Genomic DNA, 15,733 nt, shown 5'->3' on the forward strand with positions numbered 1-15,733 from the left:
AGACGTATCCTCCTGACTATTTTGATCTGAGTCCGAATTGACTTCTGGATCGTCTGGTTGTTCGTTTGTATCCTCGTCGTGTTCGTCAGCCATATCAGACACCTCCTTGCTGTGGCTTCTGCGTGATATAGACTCCATCCTGGAAGATTCGAGAGTCTTTATCAGTCACGCGCGTGAGTTGTTCGATGTCAGCTGCGGTCTGTCCAACGTCCTCTTTTGATGGACCTGTTAGCGTTACCGTCTCACCATCGATCTGTACATCTGTGTCACCACGGATCGAGGTCCGACGGGAGGCTCTCTCACCGAGGAAATTCTCAATTATGATTTCCTCACCGTCGACAGATACCTGCATTGGGAAGTGTGCATAGTAGACTTCCATTTCATATGACCACCCATCGGTCACTCCATGAATCATATTCGATACATGACTCTCAAAGGTACCAACAGTGGCACTCGTCTTCGCGTCTGTTTCATCAGTCTCGATAGTGACTACATCGTCATCGTCATCAACACTAACCGTCACAGACGGGTACCAAAGCATTCGTGTCACACTACCATTTGGTCCCTCAACCGTCAGCTCAAGATTCGATACCTCAGCGCTGACATCTTCCGGAATTTCAATTACTGTTCGCGTCATTTTCAATATACGTAAGCGATTATTTGACCACCGATACCCGTTTCACGGGCTTCATAGTGGCTCATTACACCGTGGCTTGTGGTGACGATGAGTGCGCCATAATCGCGGGCTGGGAGATACCGTTTTTCCCATCGTTCGAACTCATCGGCACCAACTGAGTATCGCGGCTTCACCGCACCGCACTCATTGATGCCACCGCTTAGTTCAACCTCAAACTGACCGGCTTTCCCATCGTCAACGAATTCAAACCCGTTGATGTACCCACGGTCATAAAATACCTCGAGCACGGAGCCAATTACATTTGAGGCGGGCTGTATCTCATGAGAGAGATGTCCAACACTCTCTGCATTATCAACACCTGAAAGTGCGTTCGCAAGTGGATCATGTCCTGTCATAATTATCGATACTTCTTGAATCCCATATCGCGGGCGACTTCACGAAAGCACTGCCGACACAGATAGATGTCATACTTTCCGACAAGACCTTGATTGCGGTCACATCGTCGGCACTCATGAGTCTGTCCTGTCCGGTGGCTCGCGTGCTCACCCGTCTGTTCAGTTTCTGATTCGCTCATATACGATTAGTTGTCTCCGCCATCGCGAGTGTCTGTCTCGACACGCTCAACATCCGCAGCAAATTCTGATTCGATGAAATTCACTGCATCCGTGGGTGTCAATCGATGGCGGGATGGAATCGGCTGTGATGCTTTGTCCCGTTTTTTCACTCGGTATCCGGGTCGTGTGAGATTAACCGTCACATCAAGTCCATAAATACCGATTTGTGGGTCATATTCTTGAGAAGGGAATGTGGTGTGTTCTTCAACTCCAAAGCTGAAATTGCCAGTCTCGTCGAACTGCCGTTCTGAGATGGTGACAAGCGGCAATGACGTTTCAAGAAATGATTGGGCATCTGCTCCTCGCAACGTGACCTTTGCACCGATCGGGTCGCCTTCTCGTGCGCCAAACTGTGATGCTGCACGCGTTGCAGTCGTTCGAACGGCAGTCTGACCGGCAATCTCTTCAAGAATTTCTTCTGCGTTGGCAAGTTCACGTCCACCTTCGCCGACCGCCATGTGAACAACAACCTTCTCAACTTGAGGTTCACGCATCTCGTGGAACGTGCTATCAGTTTCGCTCATTCGTCACCCTCCTGTGTATCATCGCCATCATCTGCTGTCTGTGTCTGTGTCTGCATCAGTGTCGTCGACATCATCAGTCGCAGCCATGTCCTCATCGTCGGTGAAGTTCTCATCAATGACGACGACATATGGTTCGATTGTTTCAAAATACTCCTCGCCTGTTGATACCGATACAGTATTTTCACTGCTTCCAGCAGTGACGGTGATCGTTTCAATCTCGCCAATTTCACCGGAGTGCGTTCCACCAACGGCAGTCACAAGAGACCCTTCCTCATACGGAAAGTGTGCGACGATTTCTTTCGTCTCATTATCAATAACCAATGAATCTCGTTGGTTATATGTATCAATTTCATCAGCATCGACACGAAGATTGGCGCCGTCGTGTAGCGTGAGCTGAACTGCCCCGCCGCTAACCTGTTGTTTATTGATAATCTTTCCAAGTCGGCTATTTGCATCCGACTCATTGATTGGTGTTAGTGCGAGCCGACCACCCGACTCCGGGAAGACTCGATAATACTCCTCACGCTCAGTGAACGCAAGAATATCAAATAATCCGACTGGTCGTTGTTCATCGCTCACAACATCACCGTTAACTAGGACAGATCGCTGGTTCAGCGCATACCGCGCTTCTTTTGTCGAGTCGGCATATCCGAGCACGTCTCGTAAAATGATTACTAACGGTACGCCTGCTTCGCCATGCGGGCCTGCCCCGGCTTTGACCGTGAATGTCTCTGTTTTTCGTTCAATCGGCCACGAGTCCGGTGCGGAAAGTCGTTTTTGATGTTGTGTCATTGCTCATCTCCCTCCTCAAGACGTGCCTCGCGCTGGCTGTCTTCAAGATTCAATTCTGTCACGCGAAGGTTGGATGAATCAAGCGGTCGTGGAACCTCCTCGCCATCAGCTTTCTCAATCGTTACGTCTTCAACATGAATGACTGTGTCAGTGAGATCAACAGTAACGACCTCAGCTTCATGACCGGCATCGTCACCACGAAGTACCTCAACAGTATCACCCGTATTGACGCGGACGTTCCGCTGTCCATACTCCTCACGAAGTTCATCAGAAAGCGTTGCACGAACTTGTCGCTGCCGTTCGTGTAATGGGGCAGTTTCCGTTCGCGTTCGCTGTTTGTGTGGTTGCTTACTCATAATCGATACTTAGACAATCATCGTTGCTGTTGATGCAATACTCCCAAAGCGTTCAGCCACCTCACGTGCGATTGGACCTTTAATCTCGGTCCCACGCGGTTCTTCCATCTCGTCGATAATGACAGCAGCATTATCTTCAAATTTGACGCGCGTCCCGTCTGGACGGCGGATCGACTTGCGCTGCCGAACGATGACGGCTTGTAGCACTTGACGTCGCATTTCGGGTGTTCCTTTTGTCACTGAAACAGTGACCTGATCGCCAATGCCTGCTTTGGGGTGTCGATTCTTTGTTCCTGAGCTACCCATCACGCTGATTACTTTCAGTTCACGTGCACCGGTATTATCCGCACACGTAACAAGTGACCCACGTTCGAGGCCTTTGGTGACATCGGCTTTCAGTGCCTCCATCACTCAGCACCTCCAGTGTCGATTCGTTCGACGACAACGTGAGATTTCGTCTTCGACAACGGTCGGGTCTCTGCGATGCGAACCGTATCGCCTTCCGCAAGATCAACGCACGGGGGTGCGTGTGCGGGGATGCGACTACGCCGCTTCATAAAGCGGTCGTACTTGGGAACGCGAACATCGTATTCGCGCTCAACAATAACGGTCTTATCCATATCTGTTGAGGCAACTGTGCCTTCAAGTGTCTGACCGCGCACGGAAAGCGATCCGTGGAACGGACAGTTTGTGTCAGCACAGGATACCTCTGGTTCGGTTACATTCAGTCCTATCGCCATAGTGAGTCTCCTGCTTTCTCAGTTCGTAAAGCTGGTCGTGAGAGCAATTGTGTCCCATCCACCGTAACGTAGGCCGCATCTTCGCACATCTCAGCATTTTGCGCTGTTGATTCCAACGTGGGACGATTAGACTGACTAGAAGGCAAGTCTGATTGATCTTGTGCCTCGCTAGTAGTATCCAATCGGTGGTTAGATGTGGTCCCCGACGTCTTCACAACGTCGGCGGCTTCATCTGTGATGTTCGTATTCGATTCGTGTGTTGATGTTAATGAATGATACGCTGATTCTGAAGCTGATCTCACTTCATCACGTAGCAGTGTTTGTGGGTGATCATGAGCTGATGTGGATCTGCTATCGGTCTTGATCACTGGTTCAAGACAAAACTCAAATACCGAATCGCGTTTAGGTACTTGTTTAATTTGTCTATCATACTGCTGTTGAGGATGACCGTGAGCACCATCATGAACTGACTCCTGAGTATTGACACGAGGATGAATCGCTGTTGATGTCGACATCACTGTAGGTGTCGATTCAATCCGAAGTGTCTGCATTGTTTCTGCAATCACACGTCCATCGATTCCGATAAGATCCGGATTTGCAGCGTCAGCAACGGCTACATAAAGACCAGTGAGTTCGTGTCGTGTGAGCGTTTCAGGTGTCAGTGGCATCTAAATCAATATAGTGATGGGTCGTTAGTTTTCGGGGTCGGCTTCAGCGTCATGGTCCCCTTCTTCTTGTTGGATCGTCTTGATCCGAGCGATTGTCCGTTTGAGTTCGCCAACACGCCCAGGGTTCTCAGGAGCCCCTCCAGCAGCCTGTTCTGCTTTCGAATTGAGTAGCTCTGTCTCGAGCGTTTCGAGTTCAGCTTGTCGTTCTGCAGGCGTCATATCGCGGAGCTCGTCAGCGTGAACAATCGCCATCTATGCGTCCTCCTCATCAATATCTTCCATCTCTGCAACGAGGTCTTCGGCTTCAGCCTCAACCTCGGCATCAAGTTCTTCAATTTCTTCCGCGACCGTCTCGGTGTCATCATCTGATTCATCCGAGACAACTTCAGCTTCGTCTACATCATCCGCATCGCTCCCAACATCAACAGGTTCAGTCACAACCTCTTTTTCATCGGACGATACTCCAGGATCAGCCTCAACAACTTCCTCATCAATGATTTCTTCCGGCGTCTCCTGTGGGACAGTCACATCCTCATCATCAGCACCAACATCAGGGATGTCTGCAGGATCTTCTGCAAGTAATGACTCAACTCCATCACTTTCTGCGACCTGCTCAACAGGCTCAACATCGACATCATCGTGAATCTCGAAGTCATCAGGAAGTTCTGCTCCTGGTGGAATAATTTTCACTGTCACGCCGATTGTTCCGAGTTTCATCACAGCAACCCCTTGTCCCTCATCGACAATCTCCTGAGCCGGTTCACCATTGTGCTTGATATATCCACGGTTAAATTTCTCTACGCGTGAGCGTGCACCAGTTACTTTTCCACTCAGGACAATCTCGGCTCCAAGTGCACCAGATTCAATGATTCGATCAATCGTTGTATGTCCGGCTTTCCGGAAGTACCATCCGCGCTCAAGTGCGTTTGCCAGCCGGTCTGCAACAATCCGTGCATTCAGATCGGGCTCATCAACCTCTTGAACATCGATCTGTGGGTCATCGAGATTAAATCGATCTTCGAGTTCACGAGTTACCTTCCGGATGTTCTTACCACCTTTTCCGATGACCATTCCTGGTTTTTCAGCCTTGAGGACAATTTGCGTACCCATTGGGGTTTTGGCAACGTCCATGCCACCGTAACCGGCACGACCAAGTTCATCTGCGAAGAACTCATCAATTTGCGAGCGTTGCAATCCGTTTTCGATGAACTGATGTTCGTCTGCCATTAGATGTCTACTCCGTCGGTTCCAGGTTGTTCAACAATTAATTCAACATCGCAAATGGTAGTGTTCCATGGATCTGCACTACCGAATGCACGTGGTTTCCGACCCTGCCGTTCGCCCACTTTGTGTGCGGCGACATGTCTGATTGCCATCGCGTTTCCATCAAAACCTTGCTCAGTCGCATTTGAGGCAACGTTCTCGATTAATTCGAGAAATGCTTTTGATGCCTTTTCGGGATACCGTCCAGCATCCCATCCATCAATGTCTGAGCGGTGAGCAACACCGGTGTTATGTTGACGGAAAGGAACTGATTGACGCTGTGCAATCACGTCATCAAGATATGATTCTGCGTCTGCGATGGTCATTCCCTTTATTTCACGAGCAATGGCTTTGCTATGCTTCAAACTGATTGGTCGATCACGGAGCATCCCTCTGGCGGTTGTCTCCGGGTCGGCCTTGACACTGTAATTGATACCCATATATGATGTAATGTAATTTATTGACGTTACTTGAGTGGTACAAACTTTGAAGACCGTGTTGCACCGATGCCGGCTTGCCCGTGCTCAACGGATGTCCGTGTCAGTTGGAATTCGCCGAGATAATGACCAATCATTTCTGGTTCAACTCGAACCCGCTCGAATGATTGACCATTATACACAGCTATTGTCTTTTCAACGAATGACGGCAGTATTGGCATATCACGAAGATGTGTTCGAATTGGATCATTTGCCGTTTTCTGAGGGTCTGCGTCACGGACGGTTTCTCGTAACTTTTGCTGTTCTGTTGTAAGTCCGCGAGTGATAGTTCGCCGCTGTCGAGCGGGGAGTAGTTCTGCGATGTCTTCGAGTGACATCTCCTGTAGTTCATCAAGTGTGTGACCGCGGTATGTGAACTCACCTTCACGGCCGGTACGATATTCAGAACTCATATGATTGTGTTATGATTGTTGTTGTTGATGTTGTCAGTGATATTGCTATACACGTGTTTACGCCGGCGGAGCTGAGTGCCCCCTAATTGAATGTGACTGTGGATGTGGCCCGACGCAATCACAAGATTGCATTACTCACTGCTCCCATTGCCACCACGTCCGGTTCGTTTCGATGCAATATCGCCCACTTTCCGTCCTGGTGGAGCGTCCCGAGAGACAGACTTCGGCTGTCCAGGATGTTGACGACCACCGCCTCCGAATGGGTGATCAACGGCGTTCATTGCAACTCCGCGAACACGAGGCCACTTAATTCCTCGAGCTTTCATTTTATGATGCTTCTTACCAGCTTTTACGAACGGTTTCTCTGTCCGTCCACCTCCAGCGACAACACCGATTGTTGCCTGACATTCTGGACTTAACCGCTTTGTCTCACCGGATGGAAGTTCGACGACCACTACATCGCGGTCATGCGTCATCAACTGCGCACTTGTTCCGGATGCTCGAGCGAACTTCCCACCGTCGCCGGCCTGGCTTTCAATATTACAGATTGGAACTCCTTCTGGAATTTCTCTTAGTGGGAGCGTATTTCCTGGCTTAATCTCAGCACTCACACCAATTTGCATCGTTTCACCAACACGGATTCCCTCAGGAGCGAGGACAAGCCGGCGGTCACCATCATCAAATTCAACAGCTGCAACCGGTGCGCTTCGCGCTGGGTCGTGCTCAATATCAACGATCGTTCCAGCGATGGTATCCTCCGATTCAGACTGCTTATGCGAGAGCTCGGCTTTATATCGGTGTGACGGTGCTCGGAACGTAGATGTTCCACGACCACGCCGTTGTCCTTGTATTCGTCGTCCCATTGTTAGAACACTCCAATCCGCGACGCAATATCCTGTGCATCATCATCGTCAGAAAGACGGACAGTAGCCTTCTTTTTTGCCCGAGGCGTTATCTGTGTCTTCGTATCAATGATCTTAATCTCATACTGTGATTCGATTTCATTCTCAATTTCATCTTTCGTCGCATCAGTATCGACGATAAACTGTAATTTATTATCGAAATCCATCTCATCCATTGCTTTCTCAGTGACGAGGGGGTATTTAATAAGCGAACTCATCGGTTTGCCACCTGTTCAATCGCACTCTCTGTATACAATGTCAATCGTCCTGGTTGTGTGCCTGGAGCAAGATCTTCTGTGCTCACATTTGCGGCTGTCACAACGTCAGCGCCAGCAAGATTTCGTGCTGCTTTCGATGGTTCATCACTCGTGACAAACAAGATTGATTTTGGTCGGCGATATTTCCGACCACGGGTCTTCCCTCGACCAGCACGGATTGATCTATTTTCATCCGAGCGAACGATATCAGCATGAACACCAAGTGATTCGAGTACGTCGACAACTTCCTGAGTCTTTATTAGATCTTCAAACTCATCGGAAACAACCAATGGTAGCTCAACATCATCATCAAACTGATGACCACGTTCTTCGACCTGTTCTGAGTCAGCCGTCGCCGCAACCGCTGATCGAACAGCTAGTTTTCGTTCTTTGGTATTGACTGACTTACTCTGATCTTTCTCCGCTTTTGGTGGATGTGCTTTCCGACCCGAGACAGCCTGTGGGACCCGGCGAGCTTGTCCATTCTCACGTGGTACGTGAGCCATACCGCGTCCACTACCGAAGGACTCGGCTGGTGTTCGCATCCCTGCATAAGGGTCAGCACCATATGGTTGCTTTCGATTCGCCTGTGCAGCGACAACAGCACGCTCGATTATGTCCGGACGGTATGCTGTTTCAAACACTGTCGGAAGTTCAAGCGTATCTGCTTTGTCGCCATTTAGATCGTGGATTGTTGTTTCCATTCGTTATTACCCCTGGTTTGATTCGGTCGACACATAGCGTACTTCTGGGTCAAGACGTGGTTGGTCGCCTGGTCGGACGGCACTTCGGAAGCGTAGAAGTCGCTGGTCTGGTCCTGGTAGCGATCCCTTGATAAGTGCATACGGACCATCAACCTCGCCATATCCAACGAATCCACCGTCAACTGTCGGATCGTTGCCGTCGCCAATCTCAATAAGACGTTTATTTAATTCTGTGCGCTGATGATACCCGGTTTGTCCCTGTTGTGGAACGGTCGATCGAACACGGGATGGATTCCACGGACCCAGATTCCCAATTCGTCGGCGGTACCCCTGACGTGCATGTTTTCCTTTCCGTTTCTGAACGCCAAAGCGCTTGACTGGACCCTGCGTTCCTTTTCCTTTCGTGACACCAGCAGCATCAAGATATTCACCGGCGCGGAAAATGTCTGAAAGCTCATGTTCACCACCATCTGAAATGAGATCAAGTCCAAATTCAACACGGTCAGCTAATGCTCCACCGCCGACACGGGTTTCCATAACATCTGGCTTCTTTTTTGGAATATTTCGCATCCCTGCAGGCAATGTGTGAGTAATCAGACGAACATCATCGATGTTACCGGCTTCGACAGCGTCGCGAAGAGCGGTAGCATCATTATCAAATGTGTCTTCATTAGGAAGATCAAGCGTCCGTTCAAGTGACGCATCAAATTCACGTCCCCACACTTCTGTCAAAGGCTTGGAACCATACGGCGTATCTTCGTACGCTCGAAGAGCAACAGCGCGCATTGGCGGTGTCTCAACAACGGTCACCGGCACTGCCTCCTCCATCCCCTCACGAGGTGAATTGGCTTTGTCGTTGACCATTAACACTTGTGTCATCCCGGCTTTGTAACCGGCAAATCCTTGTACTCCGGGGGCACCATCATTGCTGGGCCATGACCGGATACGCGGGACTTCTGACTCCGCGCGCTTGCGCGGACTGAAACCCATCGAGCCTTTTCGTGGTCTACTTGATTGTGGCATGTAATTACTCCGTAACTGTCAATAATGCGAGAGATGCGAACATTGCTTCCTCAGTTCGCACAACCTCGCTTCCTTGTCGCGGAATCGTATTGATCCAGAGATCAAACCCTGGATCGATACTGGGTTCAACCATTCCACTGGCAGTGCCGCCACCGGTAGTATTCGCGTCCATGTGTGAACTCGCGTGCTCACCCATCTGCGTTTGAGTATTTGGTGGGTTGTCATCGCCAAGGATGGCTAGGAGCCCACGACCAGGCGCACCAAAGACGATTGTCGCTCCCGCCCGGTCGATACGGGCGGTAAGTTCTGGCAATCGCCCGGTGGTTATCATCTCACCATGTCTGGATGTCGCAACGGTGATCCCTGCAGTGGCGTGGTCGAGTGCATCTACAAGATCCAAGCAGGATACATCAAACCCCGAAAGTGGAGTATCGACGATCCGTGCTCGGACCGGTTCTCGCGAAGAAATTCTGATGGCAACGCGTGTCCCTTCTCGCACAGACATCGAGTCTGGTACATGGAGAGAAATTGGGTGTTGCAGTTCACAATTGACCCGGACGCGGTCATCAGATCCGACCTCAGTCACGATTCCCTGTGTTAACGACCCTGAATCAGTTGACTCAGAGCCGGTCGTAGACGACACGCGGAGGGGTGGAAGAACACCAACGTACTCAAGTTCGTCACGTTGCCCCCATATCTTCTTTCGAAGATGCGGCGGCGTGGCAGCATATCGAAGCACCGTTTCAACAAACTCGCCTCCTAGTCGCCGTTCGCCTTCCCGATCAGGAAAGATATTGAGCTGATCTGCTTGAAATATTGCCGCTGAACGGGCAATGTATCCAAGCTTGCGAGTGGCCTCGCGTTTGTCCTCAGCCTCACGAACGACAGAAGACGGGATAAGTACTGATAGCGTCATTCCGGTCCCTTCAGCGTAACATCTAGACTATATTTCTCGTATTGGAGCCCTCGGTAAAAGCCTAGCGAAAGCCTGTGAGCGGTGTGAGTTCTTCTCATTCGTCAGTATCAATATAATACTATGACTGTAATAACGGGAAAACTGCATCTTAGTTATGATGAAAATCTCATAACAAACAGAATCGCACGCCAATCGCATGAATTATTCATAGGTGAACATAGTGGTTGAATAGCAGGATAGTGACTGTTAGTGGTAAGTACGAATTTCTGCCGGCGGTTCATCAGAGAAGGTAGGATTCACATACCCTGAAAGTACATCTGCAATATGGTCAGTATGAGATTTGCATTCCCCCGCTCTGTCTGGTGATTGTTAAATGCGTAAGTCTTATTCATGAGTCTCTCATGAGATTGAATGCGCGCTGGTAGTGTAGTGGTATCACGTGACCTTGCCATGGTCACAACCCGGGTTCAAGTCCCGGCCAGCGCATCTCTGGACTCTTAAATATATAAGATATTGAGATAAATCCTAATTAACGACCTGGATTATGTTTCTTGCTTACTTTTCATTTGAGAATTGAAATAAACGTTTCATGAGTGAATAAAACGAACGATTCAGCAGGAAGAATAGTCACTTCATATAATGTAATTTTTGCAGATTAACTCCCCCCGCTGTAAAGGAGCGACCATTGGGAATGAGTGAGGTAGCTCACTCAACCAGCGTGGAAGACATTCTCAGTGGTGAGACAGTTGATACCCGATGTCGCAGTCAAACACTGTGGACCTGATTGGATATCTGATCTTGAGTTATATGATGAACCACATAGAGGATGACTTTTCCTGGCAGCCGAGTTGATGAGGTGTCAAATCAAACTGTTGTGACAATCTCAAAGTTGAATTCGAAACTGTCCTGACCGTTGGTTTCTAAATATCATCTATGGGTGATAACAGTCACCGACATGATGCGATTATTGCACTCTCACAAAATGAATACGATGATGCTGGTGATGCATATACACTTGCCGGCTACGGACGATTATCAGGGCTAAGTGACCGTGGGCGTGAACTGTTTGACACTGAAGATGCTCCATGGGCTGGATTCGCACTTGAATCGTTCTTTCTTGCGGCTATCTGTTATCGTCTCAATGATGGTGAGGCGCGAGCTCGTAATCGAGTTGGGCAAGGAATATTGATTGCAAGTGATCTCCGTGATAATATTCTTGAGACGCCTGTCCTTGCGGCTGCATGCGATGAGTGGATTGGAACGTTTCGAGCTATCGTCGGTGATGATGACCGAGCGTCAACGGCGTATGACCGAGCACTGAAAGGATACGAAGATGCAGATCCTGATGATCCGGTCAGTGTGACGACTGAACCACTCTTGCAAGCGACTGAAAGTGGAGTTAGACAGCTCACACGTCCGAACGATGAAAATGTCAAGTGGGACAACATTCATGGGTCAGCACCAGAACAAGCACTCTCTCATCGGGTCCGATTCTTTCGATCTCGTGTTCCATCGGCAATTCGATCACGTATGCAAGAGCAAACTCTTCACGCACCCCGTGGGTCAACAGAATATGGAAATGATGAATTCCGCTGTCCAGAGTGTGGGTCAAATGATGTGAACTACGTAGCTGATACTGTGTTATGCATGCGATGTGATAGTCCAACCAAACGCCGATAATGAGGATTATGGGCTCAGTGGTCGTGTGTACTAGATAGTCATCACGGACACAGGATATATCGAATAATTAACCACTCAAGACCAGATCTTAATTCACTCTCACTCACAATCGTAGGTTAACTATCTCAGAATTATTTCTAAGGTTAATTATCAACCAGATAATTAGAGTCGATATCTGCAGTATCAGGATGTGGGTCGCCAAGGGCTACCGATCTCTTGACGCTGGTAATCATTAAACTGCCCATTTTCAAAGATACTTACACGACCATTTTCTTCGCTCACAGTTACAGCAAATAGAACACCGGTCCGGGTTGATACCTCAACAGCACTGAGATGTTTCGTTCCCATCCAGTCTGCATATGCAATCTCATCACGACGCTCAACTTCTGCAGCACTTGGGCTTCGAATGCGAACCATCTGCTCTTGAATCGTCCCATCGGCAGTAATGACGATTGCGCCATCACGTTCAAACGCAACATCACGAGCGGCTGTGACGAATGACTCGATCGAATTTGTCGCCACTCGGCACACATCAACAGGCCAAACGTTCGCTCCAAGCGGGTCAGCGTATGCACCAAAGTTGACATCAGCAAGGACAATGAAATATAGACTTGGACCGCTAACATACTGTTCATCCCATCGATCAAAAGAGAGACTCAGACTCTCAGCAACAGCCATCACTCGGTGACGGATTTCATCAACAGTCGCGTGTGTCGCCTGCAGTGGATCATCGCTTGACATATTTTATTTCACTCGCCATTGTCCGCCAATTTCTCCTCGCTTATAATCTTCGAACTCACCATCTTTAAACACACTTACCCGCCCATTCTCCTCACTGAGAGTGACAGCAGCAAGAATCTCATCAAGTGATGATACCTCAAGTGCGCTTAGGTGTTTTGCGCTCATCCAATCAGGGTACTCAATGTCTCCGATCTCAAGTCCATCTGCAGGACGAATTCGGACCATTCGCTCCTGAAGTGTCCCATCGGTGGTAACAATGACTGCCCCATCACAGTCAAATGCAATCTCCTCAGCAGCTGTAATAACAGGGTCAAGATTGCGGCTCACAACGTTGGCTGTGTTAACTGGCCATCGATTTACTCCGAGGGGGTCAGCATACCTATCAAAACGAGCACCGGCTGCAACGACGAAATATAAACTTGGTCCGCGGACATACTGACTATCCCAGTTATCGAACCGTTGACTAACATCCTCGACGACGTATGTGAGAAGGTCAATGAGTTCATTTGTCGTCGCAAATGACGCTTTCACTTATTTGATATCCTCCATTTTATCAAATTGTATGGTAGCATAATATCTCTGTCCATTAGCAGTTTATATCCGCTAAGCCCCCGTCATCAAGGAGCGACCGCAGGGAGCGAGTAGGGGTGGGGTAGTTCACCGTACGATTACATGCCTACATGAAATGGAATGATCGTATTTTCAATAGCAACTATAATGACGCTTCATCGCGTATAGCTGACCGACTGATATCATCGACATCATCGATTCCTGCCAGTCCCATCGTAAGATCGATCTGTGAAAGTGTATTTTCGAGTACCTGTTCAACACCTTCCTGTCCGGAGTGAGCAAGTCCATATGCAAATGGACGACCAAGCATGACTGTATCAGCCCCAAGAGCGAGAGCTTTGAATGCCTGAGAACCTCGTCTGATTCCAGAGTCAAACAGAACCGTTGTTTCATCACCGACCGCTTCAGCAATCTCAGGTAGCGCCTCAATCGCAGCAATTGATCCGTCCACCTGACGACCACCATGAGTTGATACCTGCACTGCGTCAGCGCCTGCTTCGACGGCACGACGGGCGTCATCAGGATGAAGAACGCCTTTGATGATGATCGGGAGATCAGTCTGCTCGCGAACAAATTCGAGGTCATCCCAGGTGAGTGATGCATCACCAAAGATTGAAAGAAAGTGATCGACAGCTGCTTCTGGGTCTTCTTCTGGTGGGCGAGCTAGTGAGTCACGGAATGCTGGGTCTGAAAAGTAATTTCCGATACCTTCTCCCTCTAAGAATGGATAATACCCTTTCTTAAGAAGCCGATCTCGCCAGCCAAGTGTTGGTGCATCCACCGTAACTACAATTGCATCATATCCTGCCGTCTCCGCTCGATCGAGGAATGATCTTGCAACATCACGGTCAGATGCCCAATAATACTGGAACCACTTTGGTGTGTCACCGAGTGCATCAGCAACATCCTCCATCGTTGCAGATGAGAGTGATGAGAGAACGAATGGAACGTCCATGTTCGCACAAGCACGTGCTGTGGCAACTTCGCCATCATCGTGTAGCAGACTCTGGACGCCAAGCGGCGTGATCATCAGTGGATATGAGTGTTCATTGCCAAGAACAGTCGTCGACAGGTCACGGTCAGCGACACCCCGAAGCATTCGCGGAACAATCCGCCATCGTGAGAAGTCTTTATTACGTTCAAATGTCTCCTCAGTTCCGGCACCACCGTGGACATATGCCTTTGCTTTCCACGACATCCGCTCAAATGCTTCTTCACGAAGTTCGCTGAAAGAAACTGGGAACTCAGGGGTCTCATCCTCAAACATTCCCTCCCGATAAACGCGGCGGATGTGTTTGACTCCAAACTGCTCACCGTGAATGTCCGCAGAATCTTGTTTACTCACAATTAACAATGTACATTCGGAGCATTATGAGACTAACCATATGGGCAGTATTGTTGTTGATTCATAATGATGGATCCCATGTGCCAGTACACACCGTATTCTGAGCACGATTTGATCTTTAGTGACGACTATTCTCTTTCAGCGGGTAGTGGACACGGTTCCTTGAGATTCGTTCATCTTGTCTTGAAAATGTATAGATAGAGAGGTGACCTCGGTACTCATAGGGTTCATCATCGATAGATGCCACTCCAGCTCAGAACGGTGTTTCGTCATCGGTCAATTATACTGTATTTTAGCAATAAAAAGAGCATTCCGTCAGCAAAATCTCAATTCTAGATGGACGACTATACAACGCGAGCGAACGCGAGCGTCCCACTTGTTCGTTCAATCAGCACACGGACGGTTTGTCCCTCTTCTGCACCAGAGACAAATATAGTGAATTTTCCTTTTTCTGCGACACCATCGCCTTTCCGTCCTGTTCCGGTAATTTCGACTTCGTAAGTTGCGCCCTCTTCGACGGCTGGACCAGACTGTGAGCGTTGCTGTGTCGTAGTTTGCTTTTGGACCGGACGAAACGCTCCACACGCTTCACATCGAAGCATATCAACACCATCTTCAGTGGTGAGTCGGGTATCGGGGAGTCCACACTCCGTACATGTGACATATTCAATAACATATTCATCAATTGCAGCCTCAAAGTCCGCAACCGAAAATGACCCATTATATCGAGCACGTTCATCTTCAAGTTGCCCATTCGTTCCCAACTCGGCTTGGACGTTCCGATGGACATGCTCAACTGGGCGACCAAGCGCGTCTGCAATCTCTCCAATATTCGTCAGGCGGGTGAATGCACCGTCAGTCTCACCTGCTGGATCTGGGATTGAAAATCGTGATTCCTCATCTTGACGCTCCGGTAATTCGTCAATCGCTCGGTTAAGAGATTCCGTATAATCCATATGGAAGCCAACAGATGCGCGCCTATATCCGTTCCGTGTTATAAATACTGGTGAGTATCAATCACTTACCACACACTGAGAGTATATCAACTTATTTTGATCTTATGCATTGTATATTTTCGAGACATCATAATAAAATTCACAGCTTCAATCGCA

The 15,733-nt window shown here is 48.9% G+C and carries 23 protein-coding genes and 1 tRNA gene; 2 read left to right on the forward strand and 22 right to left on the reverse strand.

What is annotated here, in order from left to right; all coding sequences use genetic code 11:
• Positions 1 to 94 precede the first annotated feature (94 nt).
• From J07HQW2_RS06005 to J07HQW2_RS06090, 18 genes are all read right to left on the reverse strand, one after another.
• Positions 95 to 637: a 50S ribosomal protein L6 gene (locus J07HQW2_RS06005; RefSeq protein WP_021054529.1), complete on the reverse strand. Its 543-nt coding sequence runs from the start codon at positions 635 to 637 to the stop codon at positions 95 to 97.
• Between the two features lie 2 nt (positions 638 to 639).
• A complete protein-coding gene (locus tag J07HQW2_RS06010) occupies positions 640 to 1,032 on the reverse strand; it encodes a 30S ribosomal protein S8 (RefSeq protein WP_021054530.1) in 393 nt (130 codons plus the stop codon).
• Between the two features lie 2 nt (positions 1,033 to 1,034).
• Complete coding sequence (locus J07HQW2_RS06015) at positions 1,035 to 1,211, reverse strand: 30S ribosomal protein S14 (RefSeq protein ID WP_021054531.1); 177 nt, start codon at positions 1,209 to 1,211, stop codon at positions 1,035 to 1,037.
• A gap of 6 nt (positions 1,212 to 1,217) precedes the next feature.
• Positions 1,218 to 1,775, reverse strand: coding sequence for a 50S ribosomal protein L5 (locus tag J07HQW2_RS06020; protein WP_021054532.1), 558 nt, complete (start codon positions 1,773 to 1,775; stop codon positions 1,218 to 1,220).
• A gap of 27 nt (positions 1,776 to 1,802) precedes the next feature.
• On the reverse strand, positions 1,803 to 2,567 hold the full coding sequence (locus J07HQW2_RS06025; protein WP_021054533.1) for a 30S ribosomal protein S4e: 765 nt from the start codon (positions 2,565 to 2,567) through the stop codon (positions 1,803 to 1,805).
• Positions 2,564 to 2,923 (reverse strand): 50S ribosomal protein L24, encoded by a 360-nt coding sequence (rplX, locus tag J07HQW2_RS06030; protein ID WP_021054534.1) that lies wholly within the window; start codon positions 2,921 to 2,923, stop codon positions 2,564 to 2,566. The genes J07HQW2_RS06025 and rplX overlap by 4 nt, the downstream gene beginning before the upstream one ends.
• Positions 2,924 to 2,932: 9 nt before the next feature.
• Complete coding sequence (locus J07HQW2_RS06035; protein WP_021052274.1) at positions 2,933 to 3,331, reverse strand: 50S ribosomal protein L14; 399 nt, start codon at positions 3,329 to 3,331, stop codon at positions 2,933 to 2,935.
• Positions 3,331 to 3,663, reverse strand: coding sequence for a 30S ribosomal protein S17 (locus J07HQW2_RS06040; RefSeq protein WP_021052275.1), 333 nt, complete (start codon positions 3,661 to 3,663; stop codon positions 3,331 to 3,333). The genes J07HQW2_RS06035 and J07HQW2_RS06040 overlap by 1 nt, the downstream gene beginning before the upstream one ends.
• The gene (locus J07HQW2_RS06045; RefSeq protein WP_021054535.1) at positions 3,654 to 4,331 is read right to left on the reverse strand and encodes a ribonuclease P protein component 1; all 678 of its coding nucleotides are present in this window, start codon (positions 4,329 to 4,331) and stop codon (positions 3,654 to 3,656) included. The genes J07HQW2_RS06040 and J07HQW2_RS06045 overlap by 10 nt, the downstream gene beginning before the upstream one ends.
• A gap of 24 nt (positions 4,332 to 4,355) precedes the next feature.
• Positions 4,356 to 4,583: a 50S ribosomal protein L29 gene (gene rpmC / locus J07HQW2_RS06050; protein WP_021054536.1), complete on the reverse strand. Its 228-nt coding sequence runs from the start codon at positions 4,581 to 4,583 to the stop codon at positions 4,356 to 4,358.
• The gene (locus J07HQW2_RS06055) at positions 4,584 to 5,558 is read right to left on the reverse strand and encodes a 30S ribosomal protein S3 (protein WP_021054537.1); all 975 of its coding nucleotides are present in this window, start codon (positions 5,556 to 5,558) and stop codon (positions 4,584 to 4,586) included.
• Complete coding sequence (locus J07HQW2_RS06060; RefSeq protein ID WP_021054538.1) at positions 5,558 to 6,034, reverse strand: 50S ribosomal protein L22; 477 nt, start codon at positions 6,032 to 6,034, stop codon at positions 5,558 to 5,560. Before J07HQW2_RS06060 ends, J07HQW2_RS06055 begins: the two co-directional genes overlap by 1 nt.
• A gap of 26 nt (positions 6,035 to 6,060) precedes the next feature.
• The gene (locus J07HQW2_RS06065; RefSeq protein WP_021054539.1) at positions 6,061 to 6,483 is read right to left on the reverse strand and encodes a 30S ribosomal protein S19; all 423 of its coding nucleotides are present in this window, start codon (positions 6,481 to 6,483) and stop codon (positions 6,061 to 6,063) included.
• A gap of 131 nt (positions 6,484 to 6,614) precedes the next feature.
• Positions 6,615 to 7,346 carry a 50S ribosomal protein L2 gene (locus J07HQW2_RS06070; RefSeq protein ID WP_021054540.1) on the reverse strand — a complete coding sequence of 244 codons (732 nt, stop codon included), beginning with the start codon at positions 7,344 to 7,346 and terminating at the stop codon, positions 6,615 to 6,617.
• A 2-nt stretch (positions 7,347 to 7,348) separates the two neighbouring features.
• Positions 7,349 to 7,603: a 50S ribosomal protein L23 gene (locus tag J07HQW2_RS06075; RefSeq protein ID WP_021054541.1), complete on the reverse strand. Its 255-nt coding sequence runs from the start codon at positions 7,601 to 7,603 to the stop codon at positions 7,349 to 7,351.
• The gene (rpl4p, locus tag J07HQW2_RS06080; RefSeq protein WP_021054542.1) at positions 7,600 to 8,346 is read right to left on the reverse strand and encodes a 50S ribosomal protein L4; all 747 of its coding nucleotides are present in this window, start codon (positions 8,344 to 8,346) and stop codon (positions 7,600 to 7,602) included. The genes J07HQW2_RS06075 and rpl4p overlap by 4 nt, the downstream gene beginning before the upstream one ends.
• Before the next feature lie 6 nt (positions 8,347 to 8,352).
• Positions 8,353 to 9,369 carry a 50S ribosomal protein L3 gene (locus J07HQW2_RS06085; protein ID WP_021054543.1) on the reverse strand — a complete coding sequence of 339 codons (1,017 nt, stop codon included), beginning with the start codon at positions 9,367 to 9,369 and terminating at the stop codon, positions 8,353 to 8,355.
• A gap of 4 nt (positions 9,370 to 9,373) precedes the next feature.
• Positions 9,374 to 10,285 carry a putative RNA uridine N3 methyltransferase gene (locus tag J07HQW2_RS06090; protein WP_021054544.1) on the reverse strand — a complete coding sequence of 304 codons (912 nt, stop codon included), beginning with the start codon at positions 10,283 to 10,285 and terminating at the stop codon, positions 9,374 to 9,376.
• 415 nt (positions 10,286 to 10,700) lie between these two features.
• On the opposite strand from J07HQW2_RS06090, the gene J07HQW2_RS06095 reads away from it, so the two are divergent.
• Positions 10,701 to 10,771 (forward strand) — tRNA-Gly (locus J07HQW2_RS06095).
• A gap of 447 nt (positions 10,772 to 11,218) precedes the next feature.
• Positions 11,219 to 11,965 carry a hypothetical protein gene (locus J07HQW2_RS06100; protein WP_021054545.1) on the forward strand — a complete coding sequence of 249 codons (747 nt, stop codon included), beginning with the start codon at positions 11,219 to 11,221 and terminating at the stop codon, positions 11,963 to 11,965.
• A gap of 183 nt (positions 11,966 to 12,148) precedes the next feature.
• Here the strand turns inward: J07HQW2_RS06100 and J07HQW2_RS06105 are convergent, their stop codons facing one another.
• The 4 genes from J07HQW2_RS06105 to J07HQW2_RS06120 all read right to left on the reverse strand — a co-directional run bounded on the left by J07HQW2_RS06105 (position 12,149) and on the right by J07HQW2_RS06120 (position 15,577).
• Complete coding sequence (locus J07HQW2_RS06105; RefSeq protein WP_021054547.1) at positions 12,149 to 12,706, reverse strand: diadenylate cyclase; 558 nt, start codon at positions 12,704 to 12,706, stop codon at positions 12,149 to 12,151.
• 3 nt (positions 12,707 to 12,709) lie between these two features.
• On the reverse strand, positions 12,710 to 13,237 hold the full coding sequence (locus J07HQW2_RS06110; protein ID WP_021054548.1) for a diadenylate cyclase: 528 nt from the start codon (positions 13,235 to 13,237) through the stop codon (positions 12,710 to 12,712).
• A 181-nt stretch (positions 13,238 to 13,418) separates the two neighbouring features.
• Positions 13,419 to 14,621 (reverse strand): lactate 2-monooxygenase, encoded by a 1,203-nt coding sequence (locus tag J07HQW2_RS06115; RefSeq protein ID WP_021054549.1) that lies wholly within the window; start codon positions 14,619 to 14,621, stop codon positions 13,419 to 13,421.
• 344 nt (positions 14,622 to 14,965) lie between these two features.
• Positions 14,966 to 15,577: a translation initiation factor IF-2 subunit beta gene (locus tag J07HQW2_RS06120; protein WP_021054550.1), complete on the reverse strand. Its 612-nt coding sequence runs from the start codon at positions 15,575 to 15,577 to the stop codon at positions 14,966 to 14,968.
• Positions 15,578 to 15,733: the final 156 nt, after the last annotated feature.

Origin of the sequence: Haloquadratum walsbyi J07HQW2 (assembly GCF_000415985.1) — an archaeon.
Classification (GTDB): Archaea; Halobacteriota; Halobacteria; order Halobacteriales; family Haloferacaceae; genus Haloquadratum; species Haloquadratum walsbyi_B.